Source organism: Rhizobium sp. AG855 (assembly GCF_003610655.1).
Lineage (GTDB): Bacteria > Pseudomonadota > Alphaproteobacteria > Rhizobiales > Rhizobiaceae > Allorhizobium > Allorhizobium wuzhouense.
On record NZ_RAQG01000003.1, the window covers coordinates 199,595 to 213,590 of the forward strand.

Sequence of the window (13,996 nt, forward strand, 5' to 3'; positions counted from 1 at the left end):
GTTTTCAGGCGGCGACGCGACCAAAGGGCCGGCTGCCGGTTGCAAGGTCCGCCAGGATGGCGTCGAGCGCTGCGACCTCCATCCCGGATGCCTGGTGCGGGCGTCCGGGAAAGAGCTCGCACCGAAGCTTCGCCCGCGCCCTCCCAAGCGCTTCGGAGGCTTCGGCAAAGGCCGAGACCGGGATCCACGGGTCCTGGTCCGACCCGGTGAGATAGACCGGCAGGCCGTCGAGATCGGCAAAGGGTCTCTCGTCCGAGGGCTGGCCGACGCGGCAGCCGGTCAGATTGACCATGGCGCCGTTCCAGGGGCCGAATTTCATCGCATATTCCAGCGACAGGCAGGCCCCCTGGCTGAAGCCGCCGAGCACCAACGGCTTGTGGCGGCCACCGACGTCGCGGATGTCCTCGATCAGCCCGCGCAGGTAGTCGAGCGACAGGCCGAGTTGCTCCCGTGTGCCGTCCAGAAGAGCATCGGTTGCGCGGGCCGCATACCAGCTGTTTCCCAAGGCTCGCGGCAGGCAGTAGGATACCCGGCCGGCCGAGAGCCGGCCGATGACCTGCTCCATCATGTCCTCGGGCGACTGGGTCCGCCCGTGCACGAAGACGCAGAGAACCTCGGCCTCGGCCGGGGAGACGCCGCAGCGGTGTGGCTCGCCATGGATTGCCATGCCGGCACCTCTCTTCAGAAGTCGGCTGGTTCGAGGCCGGCAATCAGTTCCTCCCGGCGATCCTCGAACCACGGCGGGAAGACGAGTGTCGAGCCGATGGCATCGGCCGGCTCGTCCTTGGCCCATCCGCCTTCGACAGACCAGGCGATCTCGAAAAGCGCGCCGCCGGGCGAGCGGACGTAGCAGGACTTGAAGTAGTTGCGGTCCTTCTGGTCGGAGACGTCGGTGAAGCCGAGGCCTTCGATATGGGCCTTCAGTTTCATCTGGTTTTCTTCATTGCCGGTGTTCAGCGCAAGATGATGGATCGTGCCGCCCGACAAGGTCCAGGTCCCTTGCGGTCCGGTCGGCTGGTGAATGACCTCCACCATGCTCGAAGGGCCGCCTGCATTGGGGACTGAGAACATCAGGCCTTCGTCGCTGTCGGCTTCCTTCTTCATGCCGAGGGCGACCGTGAGGAAATCGTCCATGGATGTCCGGTCGAAGACGGCGACGGCCGCGCCATAGATGCCGCGGATGCCGTGGTGAGGGCCGATGCCCTGCTTTTCGTTGGTGATCGGGTCACGGGTATCGGCCGGGCTTTCGACCAGTTCGTGTTCGATGCCGCAAGGATGGGCAAGCGCCACGCGGGTGATGCCGAAGCGGCTGGTCATTGAGGCCTTGATGCCGCGCTCGTTCAGCCGGTTGACCCAGAACTCCGAGGAGCCGCGCGGGATCGAGAGCTGGATGATCTTCGACTGGTTCGTGCCGCGTTTGCCGTAAATGCCGGGCTTGCGGAAGGGGAAGGTGGTGACGATGGTCGAGGGATCGCCATTCTTTGCGCCGTAGTAAAGGTGATAGACGGGGATCACGCCGTCGAAGAGCACCGTCCGTTTGATCGAATGCAGACCCAGCGTCTTGGTGTAAAAGTCATAGTCCTCCTGCGCCCCGTCGGTGCTGAGCGTGAGGTGGTGATAACCCGAAATGAATGACATGCGTTTCCTCCTCCAAATGCCGTCATGCGGACAAGCGGGGTCCGCAGACACGAACACCAGGAAACATCCCGAAGACAAAAGACCGGCTGCGATCGTCCTCCATGCGCACCTCAGGTGCAGCATCTCCCGAGCCCGTCACTCCTGCAGGATCCTCCCCATGCCGGGCGAATATACAGGCGATTGCCCCCTCTGTTGATAATATTGCTTATACCCGGTATAGCAATTTGTTATGAAAATAGACGAGAGACACCTGGTGCAGCTCGCTGCCGTCGCGGAGACCGGTGGGGTGACAGAGGGCGCGGCCATGCTGGGCATGACGCAGCCGGCGGTCTCGCGCACGCTCTCGATGCTGGAACGTCGCGTCGGCGAGCCCTTGTTCATCGCCGGCAAGCGGCCGCTGCAGTTGACGCCGCTTGGCCAGCAACTGGCAATTCAGGGCCGCTCAATCCTGATCGCGTCGCGCAAGGCGGTCGACATCGTGCGCAGTTTCCAATCGGGGACATCCGGGCGGATCAAGGTCGGCGGCGTTCCCTTCTTCATGGATGCCGTCATCTCGCAGATGATCGCGTCGTTTCAGCTGCAGGAGCGCGACATTCTCGTCGAACAGTCCTATGGCAATATGCCGGATCTGTTGAACGAGCTGGAATCCAGCCAGATCGACATGGCGATCACGCCGATCGGCAGCCCGGAACTGCGTGCCGATTTCGAGTTTCAGCCGCTGCTGCCTGGCCGCAATGTGTTGACATGCGCCGTTGGCCACCCGCTGCTGCGCAAGCGCTCGCTCAGCATCGAGGACATCGTGACCTATCCCTGGGTCGCGCCGCTGCCGGGCTCACCCCTGGTGCTCGACCTCCACAATATCCTGATCACGCTCGGAATTTCCGAGCTTTCGATCCGCTATTCCGGCGGCTCCCTGCTGTCGGTAGTGAACTATATCGCGACGACCGATGCGCTTGCCATCCTTCCGCATTCGGTGGTGTTCTCCTTCCGCGGGCAGGACAAGATCTCGATCGTGCCCGTGGACATTCCGCAGCCGGAGCGCACGCTCGGCATCATCACGCGGCGCAAGACCTATCCGAATCCGGCCGGTCGAAAGTTCCAGGACCACATCGTACGGTCCTTCAAGGATCTCAAGACTGTCATCGAGCGTCACGAGAAATCGATTGTCTGGGGGCAGGGCCCCTTTCTGGCCGAACGGGAGCGCTGAGTGTCGCCATCCCCCGCTCAGGCTTAAGGCTTGATCGGGATCTGCAGGCCGATCTTGATGTCGCGCAGAACGACATTGGTGTTCATGCGCTTGATCTGCGGGTTTTCCGACATCAACTGGGCGCTGATGTCGTCGTAATGCTCGACGTCGCGGGCGGTAATGATGGCGACGAGATCGACCTGGCCGGTCACATAGTAGACCTGCTGGATATTGTCCTGCTTGTCGGCCCAGCTGCGAAAGCGCGCCAGTGCATCGTAGTTGTCGCGCTCGATCTCCATGCCGGTGATGAAGGTCATCGGATAGTCGGTCGCCTTGCGGGAGATGACCGCAATTTCGGCCGTGATGATGCCGTCCGACCGCAGACGCTTCAGGCGGCGCTGGACTGCCGATGGGGAAAGGCCGACCCTGTCGGCAATCGCTTCGGCCTTCATCTGGCAATCGCGCTGGAGAAGGTCGAGAATGCTGCGATCGAATTGGTCCAGTTGTTCGACCATGGCCGGGTTCTCCTCCGCTTGCCGTGCCGCTTACCGGGTCCATCGGCACTTTGTGACCGTGGACGCGGATCATGGGCGTAGTTTGCGGCTTTCTGCGGCAATTCTGCGTGAAACGCAAGAAATGCGAAGAAAACACGCAGCAGTGGCCATCTATGGTCTTGCACCACCCAATGACCTCAGGACCCCGATGACGATCGCCGCGAGTGCTGCCCTTGATGTACGTGACCTTCACAAGAGCTTCGGCCCTCTGGAGGTCCTGAAGGGCGTGTCGGCCACGGCCAAACGTGGGGACGTGATCTCGCTCATCGGCTCGTCCGGCTCCGGCAAAAGCACCTTCCTGCGCTGCATCAACCTGCTCGAAACGCCCGATCATGGACGCATATTCGTCGGCGGTGAGGAATTGCGTCTGAAGCCATCGCGCAAGGGTGGCCTTGAGGCCGCAGACCGCAAACAGCTGGAGCGTTTGCGCACCGGCCTCGGGATGGTCTTCCAGAGCTTCAATCTCTGGGCCCACCGCACCGTTCTGGAAAACGTCATCGAAGCGCCGGTGCATGTGCAGAAGGTTCCCCGCCGCGAAGCGGTCGAGAAGGCGGAAGCGCTGCTCGCCAAGGTCGGGCTCTACGATAAACGCGACGCCTATCCGGCGTTTCTGTCCGGTGGCCAGCAGCAGCGGGCGGCGATTGCGCGTGCGCTCTGCGTCGATCCGGCCGTCATGCTGTTCGACGAACCGACATCGGCGCTCGATCCCGAACTGGTGGGCGAAGTGCTCAAGGTCATTCGTGACCTCGCCGAGGAAGGACGCACCATGCTGCTCGTGACGCATGAAATGGCCTTTGCCCGGGATGTGTCGAGCCATGTCATGTTCCTCGATCGCGGTCACGTCGAGGAGGAAGGGCCGCCAGAGCGTGTGTTCGGCGATCCGACCAGTGCCCGCTGCCGCGAGTTTACCCGCAGTCTCTCGGGCCGCACGGCCGGGCTTTGACCGTTCCATCCGCTCATCTTCACTCAAAGGGGACCATCCGCCATGAAACTCATCTCCCTCCTTCTCGCTGGGGCTGCCTTTGCCGCAACCGCCGTCAGCGCCCAGGCCGAAGTGCGCTTCGGCATCATGAACGAGGCCTATCCGCCCTTCTTTGCCAAGGATGCATCCGGCACCTGGAAGGGGTGGGAAATCGATCTGATGAACGCGGTCTGCGCCGAGATGAAAGAAACCTGCTCGGTCGTCGACGTCTCCTGGGATGGCCTGATCCCGGCGCTGCAGACAAAGAAGTTCGACGTCATCTGGTCGTCGATGTCGATCACCGACGAGCGCCTGAAGACCATCGATTTCACTGACAAGTACTACAACACGCCAAGCAAGCTGATCGGGCCGAAGGACGCGACGCCCGGTGCCTCGCCGGAAGCCGTCGACGGCAAGACCATCGGCATCCAGGTCTCGACGGTGCAGTCCGAGTATTTCAAGAAGTACTTCGCCGACAAGGCCGAGGAGCAGACCTATCAGACGCTGGACGAGGCGTTTCAGGATCTCGCGGCCGGCCGCATCGACTATGTCTTCGGCGACGCCATTCCGCTCGCAGATTTCCTCAAGACCGATTTCGGCAAGGATTGCTGCGCCGACATGGGCGATGTTGCCGATGATCCCGCCATTCTCGGCATCGGCATCGGCGGTGGCCTGCGCAAGGATGACACCGAGTTGAAGGCCAAGCTGAACGCGGCAATCGCGGCCGTGCGCGCCTCTGGCAAGTATGACGAGATCTCGAAGGCCTATTTCACCTTCGACGTCTACGGCAAGTAATCGGCAGGGTTCGGGGACGAGATGGCGACAGGATCGATGACGGCATGGCAATTGCTGGCGCTGGAGCCTCCGGGCTGGGGCGGCGCGCTGTTGACCGGTGCCGTCACCACCGTCGCCATCTCAGCCTCCGCCTTTGCCATCGGGCTTGTCTTCGGCCTCTTCGGCGCCGTGGGCAAACTCTCCGGCAACCGGCCGGTGGGCCTGCTTTTGAAGCTCTATACCGGCACCATCCGAGCGGTGCCGGAACTGATCCTGATCGTCGGGCTCTATTATGCCGGTACCGACGGGCTGAACCGGTTGCTTCTCGCTTTCGGCATGCCGCCGGTCGAGGTCAACGGTTTCGTCGCGGCGGTTGCGGTTCTGGGTTTCGTCCAGGGGGCCTATATGACGGAAGTGCTGCGCGGTGCGATCCTCGCCATCCCGGCGGGACAGATCGAGGCCGCGCGCGCCTTCGGCATGTCGCCCTTCCTGCGGTTCCGACGAGTGACCCTGCCGGCACTTCTGCCCAATGCGCTGCCGGGCATGGCCAATCTGTGGATGTCGGTGACCAAGGACAGCGCGCTGGTCGCCGTCGTCGGCTATCAGGAGCTGGCTCTCACCACCCGGCTCGCCGGTGCCAATACCAAACAGTATTTCCTGTTCTTCCTCGCGGCGGCGGTTCTCTATCTCGTCATTACGCTTCTTTCCAACCTCGTCTTCCACTGGCTTGAGCGGCGTGTGCGCCGCGGCCAGCGGCTGACGGCATAAGGAGGCGCAAATGACATTCGACTGGCTTTCCAAATACTGGCCGCTTCTCATCGACGGCGCCATTCAGACGGTGGCGCTGCTCGTCATCTCCGTCGTGCTCGGCTTTATCCTGGCGATCGGGCTCGCCTTCGCCATGGTGAGCGGAGGGCCTTTCACGCGCATGCTGGCGCGGGGATATTCGACCGCATTCCGGGGTACGCCGCTGCTCATCCAGCTCTGGCTGCTCTATTACGGCATAGGCTCCCTGCTGCCGATGGTACCGGGGCTGCGTCAGAGTTTCCTTTGGCCTGTTTTGCGCGAGGGCTTCTTCTTTGCGGCCCTGTCCTTCACGCTGAACTATGCGGCTTACGAGGCGGAAGTGCTGCGCGGCGCGTTGCTGTCCGTGCCGAAAGGTGAGTTGGAGGCGGGCCGGGCGCTGGGCATGAGCCGTTTCATGCTGGTCCGTCGGATCTGGCTGCCCCGTGCGATCCGCACCGCCCTTCCGACCATTGCCGGCGAGGTCGTGCTGCAGCTGAAGGCGACCCCGCTCGCCTTCACGGTGACAGTCATGGATCTCTATGCCGTCGCCTACAAGGTCCGGCAGGACACGCTCCTCGTCTACGAGCCGCTGCTCGTGGTCACCCTCTTCTACGTCCTGCTGACCGCTCTCATCACACGTGTTTTTGGCGTCGTCGAGGCGCAAGTGCCGATCCGCCGCTGAGCGGCTTTGAAAGAACAGCCATGTCGAAGACCTTCGTCACCCAACCATTGCCGCCCAGCGCCGGTCCCGAGACCCGCGCACTCGATGCCGGTCTGATCATCGATGCTGCAACGGGCGCGATCGCTCCCAACATTTCCATGTCGGTCAACAACGCGCTGATGCCGGGTGACGGGGCCTTCTCCGCCGATGGTGTCGAGGATCTGGCCGCACTTCCGTACCTCTATGCACGCTGGACCAATCCCACGGTGCGTCAGCTCGAACAACGGCTGGCGGCGCTCGAAGGGGCCGAGGACGCGCTTGCCAGTGCCACGGGCATGGCGGCAATTGCCGGCATGATGCTGACGCTGCTCAAGGCGGGGGACCACCTGATCGTCTCAGACGTCTGTTATGCCGGGGCGGCGGAACTCACCCAGCGCATTTTGCCGGATTTCGGCATCGCAGTGACGGCCGTGAACATGGCGCGACTTGATCTGGTCGAGGCGGCAATTCGGCCCAATACCCGGCTCATTCATTGCGAAAGTCCTGTCAATCCGATCCTGCGGATCGTCGATCTATCGGCCCTTTCGGCCATTGCCGCCCGTCATGGCGTGCTGGTCTCTGTTGATTCCACCTTTGCCACCCCGGTTGCCACCCGGCCATTGTCGCTGGGCGTCGATCTCGTCATCCATTCGCTGACCAAATTCATCAACGGCCATGGCGATGCGCTCGGTGGAGCGGTAATGGGTCGGCGGGAACTCGTGGCTCAGATCCGTGGACGCGCTGGCGTTTATCTGGGGGCAGCTCTGCCGGCCCAGTCCGCCTGGCTGATCATGCGCGGCATCGACACGCTGTATCCCCGTCTTCGCATGGCGTCGGAGACGGCGCTTGCGGTGGCGCATTTTCTGGAGCGCCATTCGCAGGTCGAGCGCGTTCTCTATCCCGGTCTGCAATCCCATCCGCAACATGAACTGGCCGGGCGCCAAATGGATGTGTTCGGCGGCATGATCGCTTTTCGCACGCGCGATCCGAAAGCCACGGCCAGCCGGCTCGCCGAGCGGCTGCGGGTTGTCCACTACGCCTTCTCGCTCGGCCATCAGCGCAGCCTCGTCGTGTTGCTGGATACCGATGAGATGATGGCGTCGACCTATCGCCTGACCGGCGAAGCCCTTGCTGACTACCGCGCCTATGCCGGTGACGGGCTCTTCCGCCTGTCGATCGGTCTTGAAACCCCCGCCGATATCATCGCCGACCTCGACCAGGCGCTCACCCCCTGACCGCATTTGACGGAGACATTCCATGGCAGACACCCTCATTCTCGACGGCGGCATGAGCCGTGAACTCCTGCGTCTCGGCGCCGAACTCAAGCAACCGGAATGGTCGGCGCTGGCGCTGATGAACAGCCCCGACATCGTTCGGCAGGTGCATGAGGAATTCATCGCCGCCGGTGCCGATGTCGTCACCACCAATTCCTACGCGCTGGTGCCTTTCCACATCGGCGAAGAGCGCTTTCGGAAGGATGGAGCAGACCTGATCGCGCTGTCGGGCCGCCTGGCCCGTGAGGCCGCAGATGCAAGCGACCGCAAGGTCCTGGTCGCCGGTTCGCTGCCGCCGATCTTCGGTTCCTATGAACCGGAGAATTTCGACCCGTCGCGGGTGCAGGACTATCTGAAGGTCCTGGTCAACAATCTCTCACCGTATGTCGATGTCTGGCTCGGTGAAACGCTGAGCCTGATTGCTGAGGGCGAGGCTGTTCGTGAGGCGATCAAGGCCGATCCAAAGCCCTTCTGGATCTCGTTCACGCTGGCCGATGACGCGGCACAGGTGGCCGGTGGAGAAGCCAGGCTGCGCTCCGGGGAGACCGTCCAGGCTGCAGCGGAATGGGCTGCCGGGTCTGGTGCCTCGGCACTGCTCTTTAACTGCGCCAAGCCGGAAGTGATGAAGCGCGCAGTCGAGACGGCGGCGGCAGTGTTTGCCGAGAAAGGCGCCGACCTCAAGATCGGCGTCTATGCCAATGCCTTCGAGACCGACACGGACGAGAAGGCGGCCAACGAGGGGCTGCACGACACGCGCCAGGACCTGACGGGGGATGTCTATTCGCGCTTTGCCTGCCAATGGGCCGAGGCCGGCGCCACCATGATCGGCGGCTGCTGCGGCATTGGGGCGGAGCACATTCACACGGTTGCGACGGCTCTGCGTCGGGTGGCTTGAGACGCCTCTGAGCCTTAGGCTCGCTGCAGAACGGATGGTCGCTATCAGCAAAGGGCCATATCCGGGGCTGTCCCGGATATGGCCTCTGTCCTGTTGAGGAACCTTCAGACGTCGAGCGTCGTCTGGCGCTCCCAGGCGGTGAACTGCGCGCAATAGCTGTTCCACTCGCCATACTTGAGCTTGATATAGGCGTCGGAAAACTCCTGGCCGAGCGCCGTCTGTAACTCCTGGTCCTTCTCATAGGCTCGCAGCGCATCGAGCAGGTTCAGCGGCAGCCTCGGCGCGTCCTTCACCGTGTGACCGTCGCGGTACATATCGATGTCGTAGTGCGGGCCGGGATCGGCGTTGTTCTTCAGGCCGCTCAAGCCTGCCGCGATGATGATGGCCTGGAGCAGGTAAGGGTTCACGGCGCCGTCGGGCAGGCGGAGTTCAAAGCGACCAGGACCGGGGACGCGGACCATGTGGGTGCGGTTGTTGCCGGTCCAGGTCACCGTGTTCGGCGCCCAGGTGGCGCCGGAGACCGTGCGCGGGGCGTTGATGCGCTTGTAGGAATTGACGGTCGGATTGGTGATTGCGGCCAGTGCCGAGGCATGTTTCATGATGCCGCCGAGGAAGGTCTTGCCTTTGGCCGAAAGGCCGAAGGGCATGGCCTTGTCGGCGAAGGCGTTGACCTTGCCGTCAGTATCCCAGACGGAAATATGCGCGTGGCAGCCGTTGCCGGTCAGGCCCTTGAAAGGTTTCGGCATGAAGGTGGCGCGCAGCCCGTGCTTCTCGGCCACGGATTTCACCATGAACTTGAAGAAGGAGTGCTTGTCGGCCGTGACAAGCGCGTCGTCATACTCCCAGTTCATCTCGAACTGGCCATTCGCGTCCTCGTGGTCGTTCTGGTAGGGCTTCCAGCCGAGTGCCAGCATGTGGTCGCAGATCTCGGCGATCACATCATAGCGGCGCATCAGCGCCTGCTGGTCATAGCAGGGCTTTTCTGCGGTGTCGTACTGGTCTGAGATGGTCTCGCCATCCGGTGAAATCAGGAAAAATTCCGGTTCAACGCCGGTCTTGATCCTGAGGCCGAGTGCCGATGCTTCGGCAACCAGTTTCTTCAGCACCACACGCGGTGCCTGTGCGACCGGCTGGTCGTCCATCATGCAGTCGGCCGCAACCCAGGCGACGTCGGGCTTCCACGGTAGCTGGATGACGGACGAGGCATCCGGGATCGCAAAGAGATCGGGATGGGCCGGAGTGAGATCGAGCCATGTGGCAAAACCGGCAAAACCCGCGCCGTCCTTCTGCATGTCGGCGATGGCCTGGGCGGGGACCAGCTTGGCGCGCTGGGCGCCGAAGAGGTCGGTATAACTGATCATGAAGTATTTGATGCCTCGCTCATTGGCGAAGCCTGCAAGATCCTGTGTCACGTCGTTCCCCTGTTTTTATGGATTGAGACACATTGGTTGAAATGAAAATGGCCGCATCCGTGGGAGTCGGATGCGGCCATCAGGCGTTCTAGAAACCTCCCTTGCCGGGGTACCAGCCGGTGCCGGCAAGAGGCACCTGGGCCATGGCTGCGGCCTCCATCGTCAGTGCGCAGAGATCCTCCGGCTCGAGATTGTGCAGCTTGTTCTTGCCGCAGGCGCGCGCAATCGTCTGCGCCTCCAGCGTCATGACCTTGAGATAGTTCGCCAGCCGGCGCCCGGCCGCAACCGGGTCGAGGCGGGCAGCGAGTTCCGGATCCTGGGTGGTGATGCCGGCGGGGTCCTTGCCCTCATGCCAGTCGTCATAAGCCCCGGCCGTGGTGCCCAGCTTCTGGTATTCCTCTTCCCACTTCGGATCGTTGTCGCCGATTGCAACCAGCGCTGCCGTGCCGATCGCGACTGCGTCGGCGCCAAGGGCCAGCGCCTTCGCCACATCGGCGCCGGATCGGATGCCGCCCGAGATTACCAGTTGCACCTTGCGGTGCATGCCGAGGTCCTGCAGCGCCTGGACGGCGGGCCTGATGCAGGCGAGGGTGGGCATGCCGACATGTTCGATGAAGACGTCCTGCGTCGCGGCCGTGCCGCCCTGCATGCCGTCGAGCACCACCACATCGGCACCAGCCTTCACGGCGAGGGCCGTGTCGTAATAGGGACGGGCGCCACCGACTTTCACATAAATCGGCTTCTCCCAGTCGGTGATCTCGCGCAGTTCGAGGATCTTGATTTCCAGATCGTCGGGGCCGGTCCAGTCGGGATGGCGGCAGGCCGAGCGCTGGTCGATGCCCTTGGGCAGGTTGCGCATGTTGGCGACGCGGTCTGAGATCTTCTGACCGAGCAGCATGCCGCCGCCGCCGGGCTTGGCGCCCTGGCCGACCACCACCTCGATCGCATCGGCGCGGCGGAGGTCCTTCGGGTTCATACCGTAACGGGAGGGAAGGTACTGGTAGACAAGTGTCTGGCTGTGGCCGCGTTCCTCGTCGGTCATGCCGCCGTCGCCCGTCGTGGTCGACGTGCCGGCGAGCGTGGCGCCACGGCCGAGCGCTTCCTTGGCATTGCCCGAGAGAGCACCGAAGGACATACCGGCGATGGTGATCGGGGTCTTGAGGTAAATCGGCTTCTTGGCAAAGCGCGTGCCGAGCACCACGGAGGTGTCGCATTTCTCGCGATAGCCTTCGAGCGGATAACGCGAGATCGACGCGCCGAGGAAGAGCAGGTCATCGAAATGGGGAACCTTGCGCTTGGTGCCGGCGCCTCTGATGTCGTAGATGCCGGTTGCGGCCGCACGGCGGATTTCGGCGAGCGTGTAATCGTCAAAGGTTGCGGACTTGCGCGGCGGAGTAAAGGGGTTGTGGTAGCTCATGGCTTGTCCTCGCCTCAATACGCGTCGGCGTTGTCGATGTTGAAATTGTAGAGCTTGCGAGCCGAGCCGTAGCGCTTGAACTCTTCCGGCTTCACATCGGTGATGCCGGCTTTGGCGAGCAATTCGGCGAGCTTTTCCAGATGCTTCGGCTTCATCTGCTTTTCGATGCAGTCCGCCCCGAGGCTTTTCACCGATCCGCGCACAAAGAGCTTCGCCTCGTACAGGCTGTCGCCCAAAGCTTCGCCGGCATCGCCGCAGACGACGAGGTGGCCCGACTGCCCCATGAAGGCCGACATGTGGCCGATGGAGCCGCGCACAACGATATCGATGCCCTTCATCGAGATGCCGCAGCGGGAGGCGGCATTGCCCTTGATGACGAGCAGGCCGCCGCGACCGGTGGCGCCGGCATATTGGCTGGCGTCACCTTCGATGACCACGGTGCCCGACATCATGTTTTCCGCAACGCCGGGACCGGCAGAGCCATGGATGGTGACGGTGCCGCCGTCGTTCATGCCGGCGCAGTAATAGCCGACGGAGCCTTTCACCTCGACCGTGACAGGCGCATCGATACCGACCGCGACGGCGTGGTGGCCGCGTGGGTTCACGACCTCGAACAGGGTGTCGTTGGTGCCGGCGCCGAGGGCGTGAAGCGCGCTGTTCAGGTCTCGGAGCGGGGTTTGGGAAAGGTCGAAAACAGGCATTCAAGAAACTTTCTCGGATGGGGGGCGCGGATCAGGCGGCCTTTTCGTGGTCCCAGAAGTAGACGGTGGCCGGCTCCGGCTCCCAGACGCGGGCGGTCTCGATGCCCGGAAGGTTGACCAGCGCCCGGTATTCGGAGCCGAAGGCGACATACTGGTCGGTCTCGGCCATGACGGCCGGCTTGCAGGCGATCGGGTCGCGGACGACGCCGAAGCCGGTTTTGGTGCCGACGACGAAGGTGAAGAAGCCGTCGAGATCGTCGAGTGCGCCGGTCAGCGCTTCACCGAGATCCTTGCCTCTGGCCATCTCGGCGGTGAGATAGGCAGCGGCCACTTCCGAGTCATTCTGCGTCTCGAAGGACATGCCCTCGCGGACGAGTTCGCGGCGAAGATTGTTGTGGTTGGACAGCGAGCCGTTGTGGACGAGGCACTGATCGGCGCCGGTGGAGAAGGGATGGGCTCCGAGCGTGGTCACCGCGCTCTCGGTTGCCATGCGGGTGTGGCCAATGCCATGGGTGCCGCCCATTGCGCGCACGCCGAAGCGCTGGACGACATCCTTCGGCAGACCGACCTCCTTGAAGATCTCGACGCTCTCGCCCGAGCCCATGATGCGGACGCCGGGGCGGATCTCGGTCAGAATGGAGCGGATGTTTGCCAGATCGGACTTGTCGATCGAGATCACCGCGTGCGTGCTCTTCACGGTGACGTCGGCTTTGAGGCCCGCTTTTGCGAGGTCTGCTGCGAGGCCGGCAAAATCCGCATCCGGCGCGGCCGACTGGATCGTCACCTTGGCCTTATCGCCACTGGCATCTCCATAGATGGCGATGCCGGCGGAGTCTGGGCCGCGGTCGGTCATGGTGATCAGCATGTCCGACAACAGGGCTCCCAGTTGGGGTTCGAGCGCCTTGTCCTTGAGGAACAGTCCCACGATGCCGCACATGGCCGCGATCTCCTTTGTTGCTGGAACAAGGAGTAGCAGCGGTGTCTCATTCAATCAATCCTTAGGAAACTATTTTTCCTAAGGGGTAATTATTTCTGTTGGGGATAGGAGATGATCGAGAGGTAGCGGGCGGGCAGTTTCACCAGCTCTTCCGGTCCATGGGGGGCATCGGCATCGAAGAACAGGCTGTCGCCGGCTTCCATCCGGTAGAGCCTGTCGCCATGGCGATACACGACCTCGCCCTCGAGCATGTAGAGGAACTCCATGCCCTCGTGCTGGAAGGTCGGGAAGATGTCGGATGAGGCGTTGAGCGTGATCAGGTAGGGCTCGACGATCACGCCTGACGTGTTGTTCTCGATATGGCCGAGCAGGCTGTAGTGATGGCCGGCGCGCGTTCCCCGCCGTTCCAGGTTGACCCCTTCTCCGGCCTTTACAAAGCTTGCGCTGCGCGGCTCCTCGAAGCCCCGGAAGAAGGAGGTGATCGGCACGCCGAGCGCCTTGGACAGCGCCTGCAGGGTGGTCAGCGAGGGCGAGATGTTGCCGTTCTCGATCTTCGACAGCATGCCCACGGACATCCCGGTTGCGGCCGCCATATCGGCAACGGTGATGCCGAGTTTCTTGCGGAAGGTGCGGACCTCGTGGCCGATCGCCATTTCCAGATTGTTGGCGCGGGGCTCGCGGACCGCATGAGGGTCCTGGGCAAGTGGCGACATGCTCGTTCCGGGGCTAGCCTTTGCGCTCTTCGCCATCGTCCCTCTTCC

Annotated in this window: 15 protein-coding genes; 7 read left to right on the forward strand and 8 right to left on the reverse strand. The window is 62.8% G+C overall.

What is annotated here, in order from left to right:
- Positions 1 to 4 precede the first annotated feature (4 nt).
- Both DFO46_RS00940 and DFO46_RS00945 read right to left on the reverse strand, forming a co-directional pair.
- Complete coding sequence (locus DFO46_RS00940; protein ID WP_245422486.1) at positions 5 to 667, reverse strand: alpha/beta fold hydrolase; 663 nt, start codon at positions 665 to 667, stop codon at positions 5 to 7.
- 14 nt (positions 668 to 681) lie between these two features.
- Positions 682 to 1,638 carry a VOC family protein gene (locus DFO46_RS00945; protein WP_120276019.1) on the reverse strand — a complete coding sequence of 319 codons (957 nt, stop codon included), beginning with the start codon at positions 1,636 to 1,638 and terminating at the stop codon, positions 682 to 684.
- Positions 1,639 to 1,867: 229 nt separating this feature from the next.
- Here DFO46_RS00945 and DFO46_RS00950 point away from each other — a divergent pair, with 229 nt between their 5' ends.
- On the forward strand, positions 1,868 to 2,845 hold the full coding sequence (locus tag DFO46_RS00950; protein WP_110792461.1) for a LysR family transcriptional regulator: 978 nt from the start codon (positions 1,868 to 1,870) through the stop codon (positions 2,843 to 2,845).
- 23 nt (positions 2,846 to 2,868) lie between these two features.
- Here DFO46_RS00950 and DFO46_RS00955 read toward each other — a convergent pair whose 3' ends face one another.
- Positions 2,869 to 3,339, reverse strand: a complete 471-nt coding sequence (locus DFO46_RS00955; protein ID WP_110792462.1) for an Lrp/AsnC family transcriptional regulator — start codon at positions 3,337 to 3,339, stop codon at positions 2,869 to 2,871.
- A 187-nt stretch (positions 3,340 to 3,526) separates the two neighbouring features.
- On the opposite strand from DFO46_RS00955, the gene DFO46_RS00960 reads away from it, so the two are divergent.
- Genes DFO46_RS00960 through DFO46_RS00985 form a run of 6 tightly spaced genes read left to right on the forward strand, consistent with a single transcriptional unit; the run spans position 3,527 to position 8,768 of the window.
- Entirely contained in the window at positions 3,527 to 4,321 is a 795-nt protein-coding gene (locus DFO46_RS00960) for an ABC transporter ATP-binding protein (protein WP_120278091.1), read from the forward strand.
- Positions 4,322 to 4,363: 42 nt separating this feature from the next.
- Entirely contained in the window at positions 4,364 to 5,134 is a 771-nt protein-coding gene (locus DFO46_RS00965) for a transporter substrate-binding domain-containing protein (RefSeq protein WP_120276020.1), read from the forward strand.
- A gap of 21 nt (positions 5,135 to 5,155) precedes the next feature.
- Positions 5,156 to 5,881 (forward strand): ABC transporter permease, encoded by a 726-nt coding sequence (locus DFO46_RS00970; RefSeq protein ID WP_183041817.1) that lies wholly within the window; start codon positions 5,156 to 5,158, stop codon positions 5,879 to 5,881.
- Between the two features lie 10 nt (positions 5,882 to 5,891).
- On the forward strand, positions 5,892 to 6,581 hold the full coding sequence (locus DFO46_RS00975; RefSeq protein ID WP_120276022.1) for an ABC transporter permease: 690 nt from the start codon (positions 5,892 to 5,894) through the stop codon (positions 6,579 to 6,581).
- Between the two features lie 20 nt (positions 6,582 to 6,601).
- Positions 6,602 to 7,834 carry an aminotransferase class I/II-fold pyridoxal phosphate-dependent enzyme gene (locus DFO46_RS00980; protein WP_120276023.1) on the forward strand — a complete coding sequence of 411 codons (1,233 nt, stop codon included), beginning with the start codon at positions 6,602 to 6,604 and terminating at the stop codon, positions 7,832 to 7,834.
- Positions 7,835 to 7,856: 22 nt separating this feature from the next.
- A complete protein-coding gene (locus tag DFO46_RS00985; protein ID WP_110792467.1) occupies positions 7,857 to 8,768 on the forward strand; it encodes a homocysteine S-methyltransferase family protein in 912 nt (303 codons plus the stop codon).
- Between the two features lie 104 nt (positions 8,769 to 8,872).
- Here DFO46_RS00985 and glnT read toward each other — a convergent pair whose 3' ends face one another.
- From glnT to DFO46_RS01010, 5 genes are all read right to left on the reverse strand, one after another.
- Positions 8,873 to 10,180 (reverse strand): type III glutamate--ammonia ligase, encoded by a 1,308-nt coding sequence (gene glnT, locus DFO46_RS00990; RefSeq protein WP_120276024.1) that lies wholly within the window; start codon positions 10,178 to 10,180, stop codon positions 8,873 to 8,875.
- An 88-nt stretch (positions 10,181 to 10,268) separates the two neighbouring features.
- Entirely contained in the window at positions 10,269 to 11,597 is a 1,329-nt protein-coding gene (locus DFO46_RS00995) for an FMN-binding glutamate synthase family protein (protein ID WP_120276025.1), read from the reverse strand.
- 14 nt (positions 11,598 to 11,611) lie between these two features.
- On the reverse strand, positions 11,612 to 12,298 hold the full coding sequence (locus DFO46_RS01000; protein WP_110792470.1) for a GXGXG domain-containing protein: 687 nt from the start codon (positions 12,296 to 12,298) through the stop codon (positions 11,612 to 11,614).
- Positions 12,299 to 12,329: 31 nt separating this feature from the next.
- Positions 12,330 to 13,235, reverse strand: coding sequence for a glutamine amidotransferase family protein (locus DFO46_RS01005; RefSeq protein WP_120276026.1), 906 nt, complete (start codon positions 13,233 to 13,235; stop codon positions 12,330 to 12,332).
- An 89-nt stretch (positions 13,236 to 13,324) separates the two neighbouring features.
- Positions 13,325 to 13,984 carry an XRE family transcriptional regulator gene (locus DFO46_RS01010; RefSeq protein WP_120276027.1) on the reverse strand — a complete coding sequence of 220 codons (660 nt, stop codon included), beginning with the start codon at positions 13,982 to 13,984 and terminating at the stop codon, positions 13,325 to 13,327.
- Between the last annotated feature and the right edge of the window lie 12 nt (positions 13,985 to 13,996).